19 protein-coding genes and 7 tRNA genes are annotated in these 17,455 nt (G+C 71.3%); 16 read left to right on the top strand and 10 right to left on the bottom strand.

Annotated elements, in window-relative coordinates; translation table 11 throughout:
• Nucleotides 1–133 precede the first annotated feature (133 nt).
• Both cobA and ABZ845_RS11225 read left to right on the top strand, forming a co-directional pair.
• Nucleotides 134–1,366 (top strand): uroporphyrinogen-III C-methyltransferase, encoded by a 1,233-nt coding sequence (gene cobA, locus ABZ845_RS11230; RefSeq protein WP_360976291.1) that lies wholly within the window; start codon nucleotides 134–136, stop codon nucleotides 1,364–1,366.
• 64 nt (nucleotides 1,367–1,430) lie between these two features.
• A complete protein-coding gene (locus ABZ845_RS11225) occupies nucleotides 1,431–2,249 on the top strand; it encodes an RNA methyltransferase (RefSeq protein WP_360976289.1) in 819 nt (272 codons plus the stop codon).
• 125 nt (nucleotides 2,250–2,374) lie between these two features.
• Here ABZ845_RS11225 and ABZ845_RS11220 read toward each other — a convergent pair whose 3' ends face one another.
• Nucleotides 2,375–3,673, bottom strand: coding sequence for a serine/threonine-protein kinase (locus tag ABZ845_RS11220; RefSeq protein ID WP_360976431.1), 1,299 nt, complete (start codon nucleotides 3,671–3,673; stop codon nucleotides 2,375–2,377).
• A 632-nt stretch (nucleotides 3,674–4,305) separates the two neighbouring features.
• Here ABZ845_RS11220 and ABZ845_RS11215 point away from each other — a divergent pair.
• The 3 genes from ABZ845_RS11215 (at nucleotide 4,306) to ABZ845_RS11205 (ending at nucleotide 6,022) form a co-directional block, all read left to right on the top strand.
• A complete protein-coding gene (locus tag ABZ845_RS11215) occupies nucleotides 4,306–4,515 on the top strand; it encodes a hypothetical protein (protein WP_360976286.1) in 210 nt (69 codons plus the stop codon).
• A 185-nt stretch (nucleotides 4,516–4,700) separates the two neighbouring features.
• Entirely contained in the window at nucleotides 4,701–5,615 is a 915-nt protein-coding gene (locus ABZ845_RS11210) for an aminoglycoside phosphotransferase family protein (RefSeq protein ID WP_360976283.1), read from the top strand.
• 98 nt (nucleotides 5,616–5,713) lie between these two features.
• Entirely contained in the window at nucleotides 5,714–6,022 is a 309-nt protein-coding gene (locus ABZ845_RS11205; RefSeq protein WP_360976280.1) for a zf-TFIIB domain-containing protein, read from the top strand.
• A gap of 55 nt (nucleotides 6,023–6,077) precedes the next feature.
• Here ABZ845_RS11205 and ABZ845_RS11200 read toward each other — a convergent pair.
• From ABZ845_RS11200 to ABZ845_RS11180, 5 genes are all read right to left on the bottom strand, one after another.
• Nucleotides 6,078–6,149, bottom strand: a tRNA-Val gene (locus ABZ845_RS11200).
• 42 nt (nucleotides 6,150–6,191) lie between these two features.
• Nucleotides 6,192–6,263 (bottom strand) — tRNA-Val (locus ABZ845_RS11195).
• Between the two features lie 54 nt (nucleotides 6,264–6,317).
• Nucleotides 6,318–6,389, bottom strand: a tRNA-Val gene (locus ABZ845_RS11190).
• Between the two features lies 1 nt (nucleotide 6,390).
• Nucleotides 6,391–6,464, bottom strand: a tRNA-Cys gene (locus tag ABZ845_RS11185).
• A 40-nt stretch (nucleotides 6,465–6,504) separates the two neighbouring features.
• Nucleotides 6,505–6,577 (bottom strand) — tRNA-Gly (locus ABZ845_RS11180).
• 189 nt (nucleotides 6,578–6,766) lie between these two features.
• Between ABZ845_RS11180 and ABZ845_RS11175 the strand changes: the two genes are divergently transcribed.
• The 3 genes from ABZ845_RS11175 to ABZ845_RS11165 all read left to right on the top strand — a co-directional run bounded on the left by ABZ845_RS11175 (nucleotide 6,767) and on the right by ABZ845_RS11165 (nucleotide 9,531).
• Entirely contained in the window at nucleotides 6,767–7,819 is a 1,053-nt protein-coding gene (locus tag ABZ845_RS11175; RefSeq protein ID WP_360976277.1) for a chorismate-binding protein, read from the top strand.
• The gene (locus tag ABZ845_RS11170; protein ID WP_360976274.1) at nucleotides 7,816–8,637 is read left to right on the top strand and encodes an aminodeoxychorismate lyase; all 822 of its coding nucleotides are present in this window, start codon (nucleotides 7,816–7,818) and stop codon (nucleotides 8,635–8,637) included. The genes ABZ845_RS11175 and ABZ845_RS11170 overlap by 4 nt, the downstream gene beginning before the upstream one ends.
• A 69-nt stretch (nucleotides 8,638–8,706) precedes the next feature.
• A complete protein-coding gene (locus ABZ845_RS11165) occupies nucleotides 8,707–9,531 on the top strand; it encodes a GNAT family N-acetyltransferase (protein ID WP_360976268.1) in 825 nt (274 codons plus the stop codon).
• 49 nt (nucleotides 9,532–9,580) lie between these two features.
• Here the strand turns inward: ABZ845_RS11165 and ABZ845_RS11160 are convergent, their stop codons facing one another.
• Nucleotides 9,581–10,105, bottom strand: a complete 525-nt coding sequence (locus tag ABZ845_RS11160; protein ID WP_360976265.1) for a DsbA family protein — start codon at nucleotides 10,103–10,105, stop codon at nucleotides 9,581–9,583.
• Between the two features lie 223 nt (nucleotides 10,106–10,328).
• Between ABZ845_RS11160 and ABZ845_RS11155 the strand changes: the two genes are divergently transcribed.
• Nucleotides 10,329–10,787 (top strand): hypothetical protein, encoded by a 459-nt coding sequence (locus tag ABZ845_RS11155; protein WP_360976262.1) that lies wholly within the window; start codon nucleotides 10,329–10,331, stop codon nucleotides 10,785–10,787.
• 272 nt (nucleotides 10,788–11,059) lie between these two features.
• Complete coding sequence (locus tag ABZ845_RS11150) at nucleotides 11,060–11,212, top strand: hypothetical protein (RefSeq protein WP_360976259.1); 153 nt, start codon at nucleotides 11,060–11,062, stop codon at nucleotides 11,210–11,212.
• A 210-nt stretch (nucleotides 11,213–11,422) separates the two neighbouring features.
• On the opposite strand, the gene ABZ845_RS11145 is transcribed toward ABZ845_RS11150, so the two are convergent.
• Nucleotides 11,423–11,980, bottom strand: a complete 558-nt coding sequence (locus ABZ845_RS11145; protein ID WP_360976257.1) for a CGNR zinc finger domain-containing protein — start codon at nucleotides 11,978–11,980, stop codon at nucleotides 11,423–11,425.
• 343 nt (nucleotides 11,981–12,323) lie between these two features.
• Nucleotides 12,324–12,737, bottom strand: coding sequence for an SsgA family sporulation/cell division regulator (locus ABZ845_RS11140; RefSeq protein ID WP_003959770.1), 414 nt, complete (start codon nucleotides 12,735–12,737; stop codon nucleotides 12,324–12,326).
• 190 nt (nucleotides 12,738–12,927) lie between these two features.
• Between ABZ845_RS11140 and ABZ845_RS11135 the strand changes: the two genes are divergently transcribed.
• From ABZ845_RS11135 to ABZ845_RS11120, 4 genes are all read left to right on the top strand, one after another.
• Nucleotides 12,928–13,365: a TIGR02611 family protein gene (locus ABZ845_RS11135; protein ID WP_360976254.1), complete on the top strand. Its 438-nt coding sequence runs from the start codon at nucleotides 12,928–12,930 to the stop codon at nucleotides 13,363–13,365.
• Between the two features lie 64 nt (nucleotides 13,366–13,429).
• Nucleotides 13,430–13,501, top strand: a tRNA-Val gene (locus ABZ845_RS11130).
• 423 nt (nucleotides 13,502–13,924) lie between these two features.
• Nucleotides 13,925–14,371, top strand: a complete 447-nt coding sequence (locus tag ABZ845_RS11125; RefSeq protein ID WP_360976251.1) for an SRPBCC family protein — start codon at nucleotides 13,925–13,927, stop codon at nucleotides 14,369–14,371.
• Nucleotides 14,372–14,410: 39 nt separating this feature from the next.
• Nucleotides 14,411–14,482: transfer RNA gene (locus ABZ845_RS11120), tRNA-Val, on the top strand.
• Nucleotides 14,483–14,691: 209 nt separating this feature from the next.
• Here ABZ845_RS11120 and ABZ845_RS11115 read toward each other — a convergent pair.
• Nucleotides 14,692–15,417, bottom strand: a complete 726-nt coding sequence (locus ABZ845_RS11115) for a 3'-5' exonuclease (RefSeq protein ID WP_360976248.1) — start codon at nucleotides 15,415–15,417, stop codon at nucleotides 14,692–14,694.
• 167 nt (nucleotides 15,418–15,584) lie between these two features.
• On the opposite strand from ABZ845_RS11115, the gene ABZ845_RS11110 reads away from it, so the two are divergent.
• Both ABZ845_RS11110 and ABZ845_RS11105 read left to right on the top strand, forming a co-directional pair.
• Nucleotides 15,585–16,151, top strand: coding sequence for a DUF4365 domain-containing protein (locus ABZ845_RS11110; protein ID WP_360976246.1), 567 nt, complete (start codon nucleotides 15,585–15,587; stop codon nucleotides 16,149–16,151).
• Nucleotides 16,148–17,365 carry a hypothetical protein gene (locus ABZ845_RS11105; RefSeq protein WP_360976243.1) on the top strand — a complete coding sequence of 406 codons (1,218 nt, stop codon included), beginning with the start codon at nucleotides 16,148–16,150 and terminating at the stop codon, nucleotides 17,363–17,365. Before ABZ845_RS11110 ends, ABZ845_RS11105 begins: the two co-directional genes overlap by 4 nt.
• Nucleotides 17,366–17,455: the final 90 nt, after the last annotated feature.

Genomic DNA, 17,455 nt, shown 5'->3' with positions numbered 1-17,455 from the left:
GCGCAGCCGACGCAACTGCGGGCGAGTGCCCCTCACCCCCCACGTAAAATCCCACGTCAGGGCCGCTCCAGCGCCGTAGAGGCCCCCCTTCGCCGTACCGCCTGGTACCGCCTGGACGAGGAGCCGTACCTCCATGGCCGAACACCCCCCATATCCCGTAGGGCTCCGTCTCTCCGGTCGCCGCGTGGTCGTGCTGGGCGGCGGTCAGGTGGCTCAGCGCCGCCTTCCGGCCCTCATCGCCGCGGGCGCCGACGTCCTTCTGATCTCGCCGGAAGCCACCCCCTCCGTGGAGGCCATGGGGGACGCGGGCGAGATCACCTGGCTCGAGCGCGGGTACGAGCCCGGTGATCTGGAAGACGCCTGGTACGCCCTGATCGCGACCAGCGACCCCGAGGCCAACGCCGCCGCGTCCACCGAGGCGGAGCGTCACCGGGTGTGGTGCGTCCGCTCCGACGACGCCGACGCGGCCACCGCGTGGACTCCGGCGACCGGTCACAGCGAGGGAGTCACCGTCGCCGTTCTCACCACCGAGGCGAAGGTCCGCGACCCCCGTCACACCGCCGCCGTCCGCGACGCCGTGGTGGAGGGCCTGCGGGACGGCACGCTCGTCGCCCCGCACCACCGCACCCGTACGCCCGGCGTCGCGCTGGTCGGCGGGGGCCCCGGCGACCCGGACCTGATCACGGTCCGCGGGCGCCGTCTGCTCGCCGAGGCGGACGTGGTCATCGCGGACCGGCTCGGCCCTCGCGACCTGCTCGCCGAACTCCCTCCGCATGTCGAGGTGATCGACGCGGCGAAGATCCCCTACGGGCGGTTCATGGCCCAGGAGGCCATCAACAACGCGCTGATCGAGCACGCCCGGCAGGGCAAGTCGGTCGTACGGCTCAAGGGCGGGGACCCGTTCGTCTTCGGCCGCGGCATGGAGGAGGTGCAGGCGCTCGCCGAGGCGGGCATCCCGTGCACGGTGGTGCCGGGCATCTCCAGCTCCATCTCCGTGCCGGGCGCGGCGGGCATCCCAGTGACGCACCGCGGCGTCGCGCACGAGTTCACGGTGGTCAGCGGCCATGTGGCCCCTGACGACGAGCGCTCGCTGGTCGACTGGCCGTCGCTGGCGAGGCTCACCGGAACCCTCGTGATCCTCATGGGAGTCGACAAGATCGGGAAGATCGCCGAGACGCTCGTCGCCCATGGCAAGGCGCCCGACACTCCCGTGGCCCTTGTCCAGGAGGGCACCACGGCGGCCCAGCGCCGGGTCGACGCCACCCTCGCGACGGTCGAGGACACCGTACGCGACCAGGACGTGAGGCCCCCGGCGGTGATCGTCATCGGCGCGGTCGTGCGGACCGGGCCGCCGCCCGTCGAGTAACCCGGGGTAACCCGGCCCGTTCCAGCCGTTGGCACCACTCCCAGGACAAGGCAGTATCACCCCTGTGGCCGATCTCATCACCGTTGAGGATCCCGAGGACCCGCGCCTGCGCGACTACACGGGTCTGACCGACGTGGAGCTGCGCCGTAAGCGCGAACCCGCAGAGGGCCTGTTCATCGCCGAGGGCGAGAAGGTCATCAGACGGGCCAAGGCGTCCGGTTACGAGATGCGCTCCATGCTGCTGTCGGCCAAGTGGGTCGACGTCATGCGGGACGTCATCGACGAACTCCCGGCCCCGGTGTACGCGGTGAGCCCGGAACTCGCCGAGCAGGTCACCGGCTACCACGTGCACCGCGGCGCCCTCGCCTCCATGCAGCGCAAGCCGCTTCCGACGGCGGACGAACTCCTCGCCATCGCGCGCCGTGTGGTGATCATGGAATCCGTAAACGATCACACAAACATCGGTGCGATATTCCGCTCCGCCGCCGCCCTCGGTATGGACGCGGTCCTGCTGTCACCCGACTGTGCGGATCCGCTCTACCGCCGCAGCGTGAAGGTCTCCATGGGTGCGGTCTTCTCGGTGCCGTACGCGCGCCTCGACACCTGGCCCAAGGGCCTGGAATCGGTCCGGGAAGCGGGCTTCACGCTGCTCGCGCTCACCCCGGACGAGAAGGCGAAGTCCCTGGACGAGACGGCCCCGCACAAGATGGACCGCGTCGCACTGATGCTCGGCGCCGAGGGCGACGGCCTGTCCACACAGGCCCTGGTCGCCGCGGACGAATGGGTACGCATCCCCATGGCCCACGGCGTGGACTCCCTCAACGTGGGCGCGGCGGCGGCGGTAGCGTTCTACGCAGTGGCAACGGGCCGCCCGCGGCACTAGCCAGAGGAAAGCCCCCGACAGCCCCCTGTCGATAAAGCCACCCGCAGGTGACAACGCACGGGACCCGACCGGTTAGGGGCGCGGGGAACTGCGCAAAATCCCCCACGCACCCGCAGGGAATCCGGCTACCCCCACACCCCCGCCCCCAGCCGAGAGGCCACCGCAACCGTCCCGCCCAGCCCCCCAGCGGAGCGCCCGAGTCCCCGGGCCGGCCCCTGACACCCCTGCGCCGCCGCGATCCCCAGCGCCACCAGCACCGTCACCACGACGAACACGAACAGCCGCTGCCGCAGCAGCCGGGGATTGGCCGGGCGCAGCCCGGTCCCGGTGGCCCGCGGCGCCGCCCGCCCGGCCCCGCTGTGCGTACCGCTCCGCGGCCCACCGCGCGACGCGGGCCGGCTGCCGGACCGGGACTGGCCCCGCTGCGCCGCCGGCGTCGGGCGCGCCCCCGACCGCGAGCCGTTGCTCCGCGGTGGGGGAGTGCCCGGCCCCTGGGGCCGCCGCACGGTCCGCTGCTCGGCGTACTGCTCCGCGAGCCGCCCCGTGGGCCGGTCCGGCTCGCCGCGCTGGGCGGGCGGCCGTACGTCCACGAGTCCCTGCGCCTCCCGCGTGGCGATCTCCTTGAGCCGGAGCGAGAGTTGGAGCGTGCTGGGCCGTTCTTCGGGGTCCTTGGCCAGACAGGCGTGGACCAGCGGGGCCAGCGCGTCGGGTACGCCGTGCAGATGGGGCTCCTCGTGCACGACCCGGTAGAGCATCACCTCGGAGCTGCCGTGCCCGAAGGGCGAGTCGCCGGTCGCCGCGTACGCCAGCGTCGCGCCGAGCGCGAACACGTCCGTGGCCGGGGTCACCGCGGCCCCGCGCACCTGCTCCGGGGCGAGGAAGCCGGGCGACCCGACGGCCGTACCGACGTGCGTGAGTGTCGACGCGCCCGTCGCCCAGGCGATTCCGAAGTCGATGATCCGCGGCCCCTTGGGCGACAGCAGGATGTTGGACGGCTTCAGATCGCGGTGGACGACCCCGGCCTCGTGCACCGCCACCAGCCCCTCGGAGAGGGCGGCCCCGACCGCGGCCACCTCGGCGGCCGTGAGAGGCCCCTCCTCGGCGACCTTGTCGTACAGGGAGGGCCCGGGCACGTACTGCGTGGCGAACCACGGACGGTCCGCTTCCAGATCCGCGGCCACCAGCCGCGCCGTGCATCCCCCGCGAATCCGCCGTGCCGCCGAGACCTCACGTGCGAACCGCGACCGGAACTCCTGATCCTCCGCCAGATCCGGCCTGATCACTTTCAGCGCGACACGCTGACCCCGTTTGTCCGAGCCCAGATAGACGACACCCATCCCGCCCGCGCCGAGCCGCCGGTGAAGCCTGAACGAGCCGACGACACGCGGGTCCTCACGCCTCAGGCGCATCATCGCCATGTCCATCCCCGCTGCCCGGTCCGTCTGACGAGCCACAGCTTACGTTTCCACGGCCGGGTGCGCGCATAGGCCGCGCCCTCTCACCCCGATCGATTGTCAGTGCCGGGTACGAGACTTGAAAGGCGGTCAGGGCATGGACAAACAGGAAGACTTAGTTCCGGACAGGTCGTCAACCACCCATGCAGAAAAGGGGGATTGGCCCCAGAAGGGATCACCGCGCGAAGACACCCTCAGGTGCCGGAAGCGCGACGCGCACCTGCGTGATCGGGGCTGTCAGGGCGGGCCATCGGGTGGCGGCGGCGGTACGCAGACGAGTGGCGGAAGTGAGCGAAGTCACTCCCGGCCCCCGTCCGTCCCCAGGCCGGACGGCCGGGACGGCCCGCAGGGCCCTGGCGGCGGGAAACACCGGGAAGCCCCCTCAGGGATGACCCTGAGTCGTAGGACCTCGTCTCCACCCAGGGGAGTACATCGCGGGTGATCGCTCATCCTCCGGGAGGCCAGGCAATCGATACGAAGGCATGACGCCCTCGCGCCGCCCGGCTCCTAGATTTGAGGTCAAGCGGTGGGTGCAGCACTCGTCCCCCGAGGTCGGCGCCCACCGCTGCGAGGACAACAGCACAACGGTCAGGAGAGGGACCATGGCCCGGGCGGCTTCGCGGACACTGATCCGCGCGCAGGGACTCAAGGCGTACGGCGCCGCGTTCGGCACCCGTCGTCCCGGTCGTCGCCACCCGCTGGTGGCGGCCGTCATGGTCCTTCCTCTGGCGACCCTGCTCGTGTACGCCTTCGGCGGCTGGGAGGCAGTGGTCACACAGGCGTCGTCCGTGGGTGTGATGCTGGGGCGCTGAGCGGCGCCCCAAGCCCGGAAGAGCGGTCCGGGCGGGGACATCGATCCATGAAACCCCGTGGGGACGGGGGTGCGGCGGACGGCAGAAACGCCCGCGCAGCTGGGGAGCTGCGCGGGCGTTGTCATTGCCCGGGGCCGTCACGCGTACGCTCCCAGCACAGCCGTAGACACACTCCCGGGGGATCCGTGACCGCACTCCTGCCCGCACTCGCCTCGACGGCACGTGCCGCGGCGCACCGGGCGGACGGCACGGACTGCCACTGCACGGGCTCCGAGGCGGTCCTCGCCGACCGCGACGACGCCGCCGTGGTCCGCCACGGCCCCACCGTCGCCAAGGCCCACGCACCCGGCACCGACCCCACCGCGCTCTCGCTCCGGCTGGCCACCGCCGCCAGGCTCCCCGGTACCCTCCTCGCCCCGCTCCATCCCGCCGCCGTCACCGTCGACGGCCGCCTCGTGACGCTCTGGCCCTACGGCACCCCGGTGGACCCCGGCGCACCGGACGTCGCGCCCTGGGAGGCCGCCGCCGGCCTCCTGGCGAGGTTGCACCGGGCCCCCGTCCCCGTCGCCCTCCCGCCCATGCGCGGCCCCGCCAAGGCCGCCCGCGCCGTCCGGCGCCTGATCGCGGCCGGCGCGCACCCCGCTGCGGGGCCGGTGCTCCGCGCCTGGGCGGCCCTCCCGGCCTGGGTGCGGGACGAGGCTCCCATGCCGTCCGCGCGCTCTCTCTGCCACGGAGACCTCCATCTCGGCCAGCTCGTGCGCCACCCCGCGCCCGCCGGCCCCTGGCTCCTCATCGACATCGATGACCTCGGGGCGGGCGAGCCCGCCTGGGACCTGGCCCGCCCGGCCGCCTGGTACGCGTGCGGGCTGCTTCCGCCCGAGGAGTGGACCCGCTTCCTCACCGCGTACCGGGGGAACGGAGGCCCCGCGGTGCCTGCCGACGGCGATCCATGGCCCGTGCTCGACGTGCCCGCCCGCGCCCTCACCGTGCAGACGGCCGCCCTGGCCGTCACCAAATCCGTCGCCACGAGTCGCCCCTTGGACGAGGTGGAGCAGGCGGTGGTGGACGCCTGTGTCCGAATGAGCACGACTGCACCGTAGTTGGCGTGCAGAGATACGACGTAGGCTGCAACCAGCCAGGGCAGAGGCGAGTCCGTACCTGGCGAAGCACCACCGACCGGCGAGGAGTTGAGCCGAGCATGCAGTGTCCGAAGTGCCATGCGCCGATGCACACCTACAACCGCAACGGCGTCCAGATCGAGCAGTGCAGCGGTTGCCGCGGCATCTTCCTGGACTACGGGGAGCTGGAGGCACTGACCCGCCTGGAGTCCCAATGGGCACAGCCCGCCCCGCCGCCCCCGCCCGCCCCGGGGGCGTACCCGGCTGCCCCGCAGGCGTACCCGGCCGCTCCGGCCTGGGGCGCTCCGCACGGCGGCCACCACGGCGGCCACGGTCACCACGGCCATCATGGCCACAAGAGCTTCGGGCACATGCTCTTCTCGAGCTGAGCACCACCGAGGTCACGAAGAAGCCCCCGGCCGCAGGGCCGGGGGCTTCGGTGCGTGGACGATACTGGGATTGAACCAGTGACCTCTTCCGTGTCAGGGAAGCGCTCTCCCGCTGAGCTAATCGTCCTCGGGGGCTCGGCCGCCTCGCAGAGAGGGCCGGGCTGCCGCGTGCGCGATACTGGGATTGAACCAGTGACCTCTTCCGTGTCAGGGAAGCGCTCTCCCGCTGAGCTAATCGCGCGGGGATCCTCGCGGATCATACATACCCTTGCGGGTCGCGGTCCTCGCGGACCAGTGGACGATACTGGGATTGAACCAGTGACCTCTTCCGTGTCAGGGAAGCGCTCTCCCGCTGAGCTAATCGTCCTTGGAGGTGGAGACGGGATTTGAACCCGTGTAGACGGCTTTGCAGGCCGTTGCCTCGCCTCTCGGCCACTCCACCAGGAGTGCAGGGGGTCGGGAAGATCCCCTTTGTTCCTTCGAGCGGACGACGAGGCTCGAACTCGCGACCTCAACCTTGGCAAGGTTGCGCTCTACCAACTGAGCTACGTCCGCTTGTCGTTTCGGTGCGCTCTCGCGTCCCGGCGACGTGTTGAACTCTAGCGGATTCCCGGGCCAGCACAAAAACGCGTTTACGCAGCGTGCGCCGCTGCGCCTGGTGGGGGACATGGCCAGGGCGTTCGTGCGACATCCGGGAGGACACGGCCGGGCAACCCGCGGGAGAGCCGTCCTAGACTCGGGAATGTGCAGCACCTTCCACCTCTCGCCCGCTTCGGCGACCGCGTCGCCACCGGACTCCTCGATGTCACCAGCGACCCCGCGGCCCTCGACTCCACCGGGTTCTGGGCAGTCTGCGCCGACTACGAGGGCCGTCTGACCTGCGCACGTTTCGCGGACGTCCGGGTGGAGCCCGTACCGGCGCCGGTACCGGGCGCCTGGCGCGGACCGGTGAGAGGGGACTGGACGTCCTCGCTCGACCGCGCCGCGTACACGGCGGGCGTACGGAGGATCCGCGAGCACATCGCGACCGGCGAGGTGTATCAGGTGAACCTCTGCCGGGTGCTCTCCGCGCCCGTGACCGCCGACGCCGATGTGGATGCGCTGACCGCCGTGCTGGCACGCGGCAATCCGGCGCCCTACGCGGGAACGATTCGTCTGCCGCGGCACGGTGTGGAGATCGCCACCGCGTCGCCCGAGCTCTTCCTGCGCCGCGACGGCCGGACCGTCGAGTCGGGCCCGATCAAGGGCACCGGCCGCACCGAGGCGGACCTTCTGGAGAAGGACTACGCCGAGAACGTGATGATCGTGGACCTGGTCCGCAACGACATCGGCCGTGTGTGCACCTCGGGCAGCGTGACCGTCCCCGATCTGTGCGCCGTGGAGAAGCACCCCGGCCTGGTCCACCTCGTCTCCACGGTCCGCGGTGAGCTGCGCGAGGACGCCGGCTGGCCGCAGCTCCTGGCCGCCACCTTCCCGGCCGGCTCGATCACCGGTGCCCCCAAGTCGAGCGCGTTGCGCATCATAGACGCCCTGGAGACCGCACCCCGGGGTCCCTACTGCGGCGGCATCGGCTGGGTCGACGCGGACCGTGGAACGGGCCAGCTGGCGGTCGGCATACGCACCTTCTGGCTGGAGCGGACCGGCGACGGCGCGGCCGTGCTGCGCTTCGGGGCCGGGGCCGGCATCACCTGGGGCTCCGACCCCGAGGGCGAGTGGCGGGAGACCGAGCTGAAGGCCGCCCGTCTGCTGGACGTGGCATCGGGAGCGTACGAGGCGAGCGGAGGAACCCTCACGTGAAGATCTGGCTCGACGGAGGACTGCAGGACGCCGAGTCCGCCCGTGTCTCCGTCTTCGACCATGGACTGACCGTCGGTGACGGCATCTTCGAGACCGTCAAGGCCACCGAGGGGCGCGCGTTCGCGCTCACCCGCCACCTCGAGCGGCTCACCCGCTCGGCGCGCGGCCTCGGACTGCCGGACCCCGATCTGGACGAGGTGCGCCGGGCGTGCGCCGCCGTCCTCGAGGCCAACCCGGCACCGCTGGGACGGCTGCGCATCACCTACACCGGCGGGTACGGCCCGCTCGGCTCGGACCGCGGCGACCGGGGCCCGACCCTCATGGTGGCCCTGGGCGCGACCGCCAGGCGCCCCGACTCCACCGCGGTGATCACCGTTCCGTGGACCCGCAACGAACGCGGCGCGCTCGCCGGCCTCAAGACCACCTCCTACGCCGAGAACGTCGTCGCTCTCGCCCGCGCCTCCCAACAGGGCGCCACCGAGGCGCTGTTCGCCAACACGGTCGGGCAGCTCTGCGAGGGCACGGGGACGAACGTCTTCGTCGTTCTCGACGGGGAGATCCACACCCCGCCGCTCGCCTCCGGCTGTCTCGCCGGCATCACGCGCGCGCTCACGGCCGAGTGGACCGGCGCCAGGGAGACCGACCTTCCGCTCGATGTGCTGGAGCGCGCCGACGAGATCTTCCTCACCTCCACGCTGCGCGATGTCCAGGCCGTGCACCGTGTCGACGGCCGTGAACTGGCGGGGGCGCCCGGCCCGGTGACCGCGAAGGCCATGCGGCTGTTCGACGAGCGGTCCGCGGGGGATCTCGATCCGTAGGACACGGCAGCCCGGGAATCCCGGGTAATTCAGCTGAAGTGGATCTCCACGGCGGGTAGAACACCCCTGATGACCACGACCCTGCGGCCGACCGGGCCGCTTCAGCGCGCGGCCGACGGGACGCGTTCACGCCACTACCAGGTGTGCGTGAACAGCCGTCCCGTTGGCGCGATACACCTCGGCACCTCCCGTTCCTTCGGCGACACGGTGGCCGTGATCCTGGACCTGCGCATCGAGGAGCCGGACCGGCGGCGTGGCCGGGGCACGGTGGCCGCGCTCGCCGCGGAGGAGGTGGCACGCGGCTGGGGCTGTACGCAGATGGAGATGAACGTCCCGGCCACGGCCGGGGCGGCACTGCGGCTCGCGGAGGTGCTCGGCTACACACTGCGCAACCGCGGCATGGAGAAGCGTCTCGGCGACCGGCCTCCCGCGCTTCCCGCCGGCAGCCGCGGACGGCCGATGACGCAGTCCGAGTACGACGCCTGGTACGAGTACGAGTCCGAGCACTACGCGCGCACGTGGATAGAACGAGGTGTACCGGAGGCCGAGGCGTACGCCAAGGCGCGGCGCGACCACGAGCAACTGCTGCCGCGGGGGCTCGCCACGGAGAACATGCTGTTCAGCGTGCTGGAGCACGAAGGGACCCGGGTGGGCACCCTGTGGTTGGCGCTGCGGGAGGACAGCGCCTACGTGTTCGACGTCGAGGCCGACGTGGCCCACCGCGGCCGGGGACACGGCCGTACGCTCATGCTCCTGGCGGAGTCACAGGCCATCGGCGCCGGCAGACATGTCCTCGGCCTCAACGTGTTCGCGGGGAACACGCCGGCCGAGCGGTTGTACGAGTCCCTCGGCTACGAGACGACGCGGTTCGCTCTGTACAAGCCGTTGCTGTAGGGGCGGACCGGACATCAGGGCGGCGGTCGGCGATTCCGCCCGTCCGTGCTCAGGCCCCCTGCTCGGCCAGCAGCCGGTCCGCGATCTCCTCGATGCGTTCGCGCAGACCCTCCTGGCTCTTCCCGCCGTCGAGGCGCTCGCCGCCGATGACATAGGTCGGGGTGCCGGTCACGCCGATCGCCTTGCCCTCCGCCTGGTCGGCGTCGACGATCAGGATGTGCCGGCCGTCGATCAGCGCCGTGTCGAACTCCTCCGCGTCCAGGCCGAGTTCGCGGGCCACTTCGACCAGGAACGGCTCGCCCCTGTGGTCGAGTTCCTCGACCCGGCCGAGCACGGCCTCCACATACGGCCAGCCCTTTCCCTGTTCCGTCGCCTCCTCGGCGGCCTGCGCTGCGGCGAAGGAGTGCCGGTGCTTCTCCAGCGGGAAGTGCCGCAGCCGCAGCTCCAGCCGGTCGCCGTAGCGGGCGCGCAGCGCGCGCAGATCATCGAGGGCGGTGCGGCAGTCGGGGCACTGGAGTTCGCACCACACGTCCAGGACGGGGACGGCAGTGCGGGCGGCGGAGGAGTCACTCATGGTCACAGTCTCCCAGCACGACGGACACGTCCCAAACAGGACCTCCGGGGCCGCGGGGTGGAGCCGGGGTGGAGCCGGATCCGCGCCCTGGGGAGGAGACCACCCGGAGATCGACCCCGAGATGTCCCTGAGGCCGCGCGGGACCGTGGCCTGTGGGGCGCGCGACGGTGCAGGATGGAAGGGACGAACCGACCCTGCCCGACCGACCCGCGTGGAGGACCGGATGATTGCCGAGACAGTCTGCTCCGCCGTTTCCGTGGCCGGGCTGGGCATCGCCGCGGTCACGGCCTACCGCAAGCGTTTCCTTGCCGCCGCGCGTCTCGCCGCGTACTCGCTCGTGCCGGTGGCATTGGTGATGACCGGGGTCGTGGGCTGGCTCGCCGACACGGCGTTCAGTCCCACCGCCTGGGCGGGCTTCGGCCTGCTCGGTGTCGCCTGGCTGCTGTTCGCGACCACACGGGCCGTGGAGCGCCGGAACGGCGGCACCCGCAAGGAGCGCAAGGCGGCGCGGGCCGCACAGCGCGAGACGGCCGTCGCCGCGCCGCCCTCCTCGCCCGCACTGGGCAACGCGGGCCGTCCGGCCACCCGGCCCACGGCCTCGCCCGGGGCAGCCGGTGCCCGCACCGACTCCAAGGACGACTTCAGCGATATCGAGGCCATCCTCAAGAAGCATGGAATATGACGCGCGGCGTGAACCCTGTGTACGAGGCGCGGTGCGAGGCCCTGTACGGAATCACGACGTCGAGCGTGTTGAATCGGTACAGCCCGCATCGATACGGCGTGAGATCCAGATCGATTTGAAACGACACAGTGATCGCAGGGGGCCTCTGGACGATCAAGGTCGCGCACTCGAGATCATCTTCGTTCCGTAGAGCGCAGAAGTTGGCGAACTCCCCGCCATTACGGGCGTGTTGATCGCCAGGCGGGCCTGGGCTGCGTCATCATCACCGCGAGATGCTGGACAGAACCCAGAGCGACGCCGGCGCTTCTCTCGAGGAGCGCCGTGGTTGTCTCTTCGCGCTTTCCCAGCCACCGCTGATGATCTTCCTTGCGGTGATCGGCTGCCTGCTTCTCATGGCATCACTGCACGACCTGCTGATGCTCTGAGCCGTATGCGGAGCCCCTGGCGTCACCCGCCGAGGGGCTCCGTCAGCCCGGCCGTCCACCACCGGAAAGCGATGCGGGAGCGTGGGGTGTCCGTGCCATCCAGCCGTCGAGATGACAGAGAGTAGCGCCCGGCGCTCGGTTTCAGGACTCTCCTGTAAGACGCCGCGGGGCGGTCCCCGGTTCCGTATCGGTTCTTACCCGGATGATCACTCAGCCGGTCGCTTCCTTGCGGCGCGCGCGGTACGCGGCCACATGCAGACGGTTTCCGCAGGTGCGGCTGTCGCAGTAGCGGCGGGAGCGGTTGCGGGAGAGATCCACGAAGGTGCGCCGGCAGTCGGGCGCCTCGCAGCGGCGCAGCCGTTCCTGCTCGCCCGCGACCACGAAGAACGCCAGAGCCATGCCGCAGTCCGCGGCCATGTGGTCGGCGACGGACGCCCCGGGGGCGAAGTAGTGCACATGCCAGTCGTAGCCGTCGTGGTCGGTCAGCCGCGGCGTCGTACCCGCCGCCGCGACCAGCTCGTTGATCAGCCCGGCCGCGGTGCGCGCGTCCGGCGCGGCGAACACCGCGGCGAACCGCCCGCGGATCTTGCGGACGGCGGCGAGGTCGAACGCGGAGAGGACGCCGACGTCGCTCAGGTCGTGGCCGCGCGCGAACTCGTCGAGGGCGGCGACATCCGGGAGCTGGTCCGCCTCGTCGCCCTCCGGCGCGGTGTTCACCAGATCCACCACGAGGTCGAGCGCGCACCGGGTGTCGTGGGTGATCAGCACGTGTCGCTCCCTGGCCTGGGTCGGGCACGGGCGCCCGCCGATGCTGGCCGAGCCTAGCGGCTCACGGCTGCGGACCGCCGCGAACGGCCGCGGGGCGCCCCTGGCGGCCCTTGACGGGCTCGGAGGCGCTCGCGGCCCCCTGGGGGACGCAGGCCCCGCTCCCTCGCCGCCCTGGCGCGTTCCTCGCCGTTCACGGTCGGGGTCCCGTCCGTCGCCCTCCGTACATGCCGGAGCGCCGCCTCCGCGGGGCTCGCGGCGACGGCGCCTGGTAGTGCCGTATGCGGTTGTCCTGGCCCGAGCCGTCTCCCCGAGTGGACGGCGCTGGGCGGTTCGCGATGCTGCGCTAGCTCTCCGCCAGGATGTGGGAGAGCTCTGTGTCGAGATCGAAATGGCGATGCTCCGTGCCGGGCGGCACGGCCGCGTCGGTCCGCTTCAGGAACGACTCGAGGGCCCGCGCAGGGGCCTCGAGCAGGGCCTCGCCCTCCGGAGAGCTCAGGGCGATGCAGACAACGCCCTGTCCATGGCTCCGCGACGGCCAGACGCGGACGTCACCGGTGCCGGTGGGCCGATGCAGGCCCTCCGCGAGGAGGTCGCGGGCGAACACCCACTCGACGGTCTCCTCGGCTCCGGTGTGGAAGGTGGCGTGCACGGCGTAGGGATCGGCCGTGTCATACCGCAGTCCTGCGGGTACAGGCAGTGAGGACTCGCTCGACACAACGAGGCGCAGGTGCAGCTCACAGCTGACCGTGGTGTTCATAAGCGCCAGGGCCTTTCGCTCAGTGTGCGCTCGGGGATTCGCACGTCGGCGAAATCGACATGCCACCTACGGTGCCGTTGTAAACCCCTCTGAGGGTTTTGCCTGTCTTTACGTAGCTCATCCGGCCGAGATGCCGTTCGCCGGGTACGACCATTCCGGTGACCGGTTTCTCTCCGGTAGGTTTGGCTCCATGAATACGGGGAGTGACGGTCGGCGCGCGACCGCCGCGCCCGGGAAGGAGTCCGGCGCGGAGCGTGCACCCGGATCGCGGGCGCCGGCCTTCGTCAGAGCGCGCCGCGCGCTGCATATCGGCTGGCAGGTGGGCATCTTCGTGATCGGCCTCGCGGTGATCGCCGCAGGCGTGATCCTGCTTCCGCTGCCCGGTCCGGGCTGGCTGGTGATCTTCGCCGGTATGGCGATCTGGGCGACCGAGTTCGTCTGGGCCCAACTGGTGCTCCTCTGGACGAAACGCAAGGTCACCGAGGCGGCACAGCGCGCACTCGACCCCCGCGTCCGCCGCCGCAACATCATCCTGACGGCGACGGGTGCGACGGTCGCGGTGGCGCTCGCCGGTGTCTACGTCTGGAAGTTCGGCCTGGTGACCCCCTGGAGCATCAGGGACGAATGATCCAACTGCTCCGACGCCTGGTCGGAGGCGCCCCCTGACATGGGGTAATGTTCTTCCTGCGCCCGGGCGATTAGCTCAGCGGGAGAGCGCTTCGTTCACACCGAAGAGGTCACTGGTTCGATCCCAGTATCGCCCACAGAACCGAGGGCGGTGTGTAGGCACGAACACTGTGCGTACACGCCGCCCTCGACGCGTGTCCGCCGCCCTCGCTTCCGGTGGGCTGGTGGGCGCATGGCTGAAATGATTCACCGCGGACTTCCCGTGCCCTCCGGATTACTTGGACTTCTACGAGAAGTGCCGGAGTGTGGTACCTCCTAAACCGACCGGAAGTATTCCGGAACACCATTGGATTTCCGCCGGGTGTCGTGAGGCGGCCGTGAGGCGGCCGTTCCGCTGGGCCCCAAGTCGCAGGCGGACGCGAGGAATCCGGACACCGGGTGGCGCGCACGGCCGGCAACCGCCCTCGACATGCGTTCAGTTGCCCCGGCCGAGGGTGACTCGGCTGAAGAGGTTGAAGGGCTGAAGGGTGACGGACCGGGGGCTCAGGGACCGGAGGCACATGGACTGGAACCACTACCGCTTCCACACGGTGTGGGCGCTGCCCGTGCCGCCCCGCCGGGCCTACGCCGTGCTGGAACGAGCCGAGGAGTACCCCCTTTGGTGGCCGCAGGTGCGCGCGGTGGAGCGGGTCGACGACATCACTGCCGTGATCACCATCCGCTCCCTGCTGCCGTACGACATGGCCTTCACGGCACGCGAGACGCGGCGCGACCCCGGTGCCGGAGTGCTGGAGATCGCGATGTCCGGCGACATGGAGGGCTGGGCCCGCTGGACGCTCACCGGGACGGCGCACGGCTGCCGCGCCCGCTACGACCAGGAGGTCGAGGTGAACAAACCGTTGCTCAGGCGGCTGGCCGTGCCGGGACGGCCCTTCTTCCGCGCCAACCACCGGTTCATGATGCGCTCCGGGCGGCAGGGCCTCGCGGCGTACCTGGAAGCGGTTTGAACGAAGCCCGCCGGGACCTGTATGGTTCAGTGCGTTCCCGGGCGATTAGCTCAGTGGGAGAGCGCTTCGTTCACACCGAAGAGGTCACTGGTTCGAACCCAGTATCGCCCACCGGGAGAGGGCCGGTCCGCAACTCGCGGACCGGCTCTTCTTGTTGAGCCCCGCCCGCATACGCTCCCGATCTTGATGGGGCAGGCGAGGCCCCCGTGCTTGTCGTGCTCTTCCGGATGGCCGGGAACGCGGAGCGCGTGCCGGCTTCGGCCTCGCACCGCTCCCGGGCCGCCTCGCCCGACAGCTGCTCGCAGGGCCCCCGCCGCAGCTCAGGCCGCCGCCGGCAGCTCCGGGCGCACCGGCCACGCCGGGTCCACCGCCTCGTCCGAGCCGCTGCGCGCGAACCACGCCTGGAGCCCGCGCGCCTGCGCCGCGTGCCACCCGGTCTGAAGGATGTGCAGCTCGGCCGGTGTCAGCCGCTCCAGACGGCTCGCGAAACGGCGCCCCAGCGCCCGTACGACCTCCAGCGAGGCGAGCGCGTCCGCCGCCGCGTCGTGCGCCCCCTCCAGCGCGACACCGTAGTGCGCGCACAGGTCGGTGAGAGTGCGGCGGCCCTTGCGATAGCGGTCCAGGTGCTTGTCGAGCACCCGGGGGTCCAGTACCTGCAGCGGCGCCGCCGCGAACCAGCGTTCGAGCGACGAGGCCCGGTGGCGGCGCAACTCCCGGTCCAGGAGCGTGAGATCGAACGGCGCGTTCATCACCACCAGCGGCCGTCCGAGCGCGGCCTGTTCGCCCAGTTCCCGGGCTATCTCCTCCATCACCGGCGACGGCCAGCGGCCGTTGCGTTGCAGGTGATCCTCCGTCAGCCCGTGCACCGCCGTCGCCTCGGCGGGCACCGGCACCCCCGGGTTCACCAGCCAACGGCCCACCCTCGGCCGGGTGCCCGGGGCGTCCTGGACGACGACGGCGGCCGACACGATCCGGTCGGTCTCGACATCCACGCCCGTGGTCTCCGTGTCGAAGGCGGCCAGCGGCCCCTCATACCAGCACGTCATGCCTACACAACTCCTCGTTCACCCAGGGCAGCTGACGTACCGTCTTCTGCCTGTTTGGTGATACCCGGGCTGTTTGCGGCGTACGCCGGGAGGAGACAACAGGAGTACGGGTCTTTGCAGTTCAGCGACCCGTCACGGGATTCCTACGGCGCGGAAGGCAATTGGTCATGGCGATAGCGCAGCCCGAGCGGGGCGGGCTGCTTCCCGAGCGGACGGCACCCCATCGCGGCACGCTCGCCACCACCGCCTGCATGGAGACACTGCAGGTCGGCTACCTGCACGCGGTCGTCGCCGCGGCCGGCTGCTCGCTCTCGCAGCCCTTTCCGGACAACGGCATCGACTGGCACGTCAGCCACAGCGCGCCAGGGCACACGGTCGACGACGAGGTCACCATCAAGGTGCAGCTCAAGTGCACGTACCAGATACCGCCGAACCCACCGGGACGGTTCTTCTCCTTCACGCTGGACAACGAGCACCTGGCGAAGCTCGCCCGCACCCCGGTCTCGGTGCACAAGATCCTCGTCGTGATGATCGTCCCCCGGTCGCAGGAGCAGTGGCTGCGGGCCGGCCACGACCGTCTGGACCTTCGGCACTGCTGCTACTGGATCAATCTCGCCGGGCACCCGGTCACCGGCCGGCGACGCACCACCGTACGCATCCCGACGTCACGCATCTTCGACGACCGTGCCCTGTGCGAGATCATGACCCGGGTCGGAACGGGAGGCAGACCGTGACACACCGTCCCCTCGACGAGCCGGGCCGAAGCGTCCGCCCGCACCCGGTCGAACCGCTGTGGAACCAGCCGCCCGCCCCCGACGAAGTCGACCCCGCCGTGCTCAGCGCCCTGCTCGACCGCCACGGCTGGCAGCGCCGCGGCGGAGCCCCCGGGCGCTACGGCCGCTGGACCCCGCCGGGCCGCGGTGACGGCCGCACGAGCCTGCTCATCCCCGAGAGCCGCGCCTTCCCCGACAGCGACGACCTCATCAGCGAAGCCCTGGTGGCCCTCGCCCGCAGCGGCTCCCCCTCGGCACGCGACGTGCTGCTCGGCCTCGCCGTGCCCAGCGACGAGATCCGCTGGTGGCGGGACGTGCCCATGGGTCCCACGGGCGCGGCGCCCTGGGTGGTCGAGGACCGGCTGCGCACGGCCGCCCGCCAGATGCTGCTGGCCGGCGCACTCGCCACACGCGCCCGCGCGGGCTACTACGGCGCACGGCACCGCAGGCCCGCCGCCGCGGCCCTGGAGCACATCCTGGTCGGCGCCGCCCCCGGCGGGCGCCGGCTCACCGCCTTCGTCCCCGTGTCCACGGGACGCCCGCTCGCACTGCGCCTGCACGAGGCCCTCTGCGCCGCCCGGGAAGCCATCGACTACCAGCGGGCCACCGGCGGCATGGAGGCCTTCGACGCCGCCGTCGAGGCGGGAGTGAGCCAGGAGCTGACCGAGGCGCTTGTCGCCCTGGTGCGCGGCAGCGAGGGCGCCCGGATCGCGGTGGAGTGGGCGCCCGGTACCGGCACCCCGAAGGGCTGCGCGGTGCCCGCCGAACCGGTCGAGTTCTCACCGGGTGACCTGCCCGTACTGCGTGAGGCGGGAGCCCGCTACCAGCGTGGGGAACCCTCCGTGCCGGTGCGGATCACCGGAGCCGTGGTGCGCCTGCGCAGAGCAGGGCCGCGCGGCGAGGGCACGGTACGGCTCAAGGTCATCGCCGGGGCCGAGGTCCCCCACATCCGGATGACCCTGGACGAGGAGTCGTACCGGATAGCGGGCCACGCCCACCTCGTGGGGCTGCCGGTGCGGGTGCACGGGCGGCTGGAGAGCAGGGGCGGCTTCCGGCGCCTCGTCGAGGCGTCCGGGGTGGCGCCGGTGCAGGTCGACGAGGCCGAGCGGGACAGGCTGATGAAGTCCCTCCAGGAGAACCTCGACTTCTTCGAGGAGGCGTGCGGCGGGGACTGACGGCCGTCCGTTTCGCGGAGCGCGGCACGGGATCGGTACGATCTCACGCAATGCGCGCGCTCCAGGTATGGCGCCGCATCCACCAGCAGT

The organism is Streptomyces sp. NPDC047022, from assembly GCF_040644155.1.
GTDB lineage: Bacteria > Actinomycetota > Actinomycetes > Streptomycetales > Streptomycetaceae > Streptomyces.
The sequence above is the reverse complement of the archived record's forward strand: the minus strand, read 5'-3'. Positions and strand labels throughout refer to the sequence as shown.

Excerpts from the sequence above, each read along its gene's own strand:
- ABZ845_RS11215 (WP_360976286.1), top strand. The coding sequence starts at position 4,306 with ATGGCCCGGGCGGCTTCGCGGACACTGATCCGCGCGCAGGGACTCAAG.
- cobA (WP_360976291.1), top strand. The coding sequence starts at position 134 with ATGGCCGAACACCCCCCATATCCCGTAGGGCTCCGTCTCTCCGGTCGC.
- ABZ845_RS11160 (WP_360976265.1), bottom strand. The coding sequence starts at position 10,105 with ATGAGTGACTCCTCCGCCGCCCGCACTGCCGTCCCCGTCCTGGACGTG.
- ABZ845_RS11220 (WP_360976431.1), bottom strand. The coding sequence starts at position 3,673 with ATGGACATGGCGATGATGCGCCTGAGGCGTGAGGACCCGCGTGTCGTC.
- ABZ845_RS11150 (WP_360976259.1), top strand. The coding sequence starts at position 11,060 with ATGCTGGACAGAACCCAGAGCGACGCCGGCGCTTCTCTCGAGGAGCGC.
- ABZ845_RS11155 (WP_360976262.1), top strand. The coding sequence starts at position 10,329 with ATGATTGCCGAGACAGTCTGCTCCGCCGTTTCCGTGGCCGGGCTGGGC.
- ABZ845_RS11110 (WP_360976246.1), top strand. The coding sequence starts at position 15,585 with ATGGCGATAGCGCAGCCCGAGCGGGGCGGGCTGCTTCCCGAGCGGACG.
- ABZ845_RS11140 (WP_003959770.1), bottom strand. The coding sequence starts at position 12,737 with ATGAACACCACGGTCAGCTGTGAGCTGCACCTGCGCCTCGTTGTGTCG.
- ABZ845_RS11135 (WP_360976254.1), top strand. The coding sequence starts at position 12,928 with ATGAATACGGGGAGTGACGGTCGGCGCGCGACCGCCGCGCCCGGGAAG.
- ABZ845_RS11125 (WP_360976251.1), top strand. The coding sequence starts at position 13,925 with ATGGACTGGAACCACTACCGCTTCCACACGGTGTGGGCGCTGCCCGTG.
- ABZ845_RS11205 (WP_360976280.1), top strand. The coding sequence starts at position 5,714 with ATGCAGTGTCCGAAGTGCCATGCGCCGATGCACACCTACAACCGCAAC.
- ABZ845_RS11115 (WP_360976248.1), bottom strand. The coding sequence starts at position 15,417 with ATGACGTGCTGGTATGAGGGGCCGCTGGCCGCCTTCGACACGGAGACC.
- ABZ845_RS11165 (WP_360976268.1), top strand. The coding sequence starts at position 8,707 with ATGACCACGACCCTGCGGCCGACCGGGCCGCTTCAGCGCGCGGCCGAC.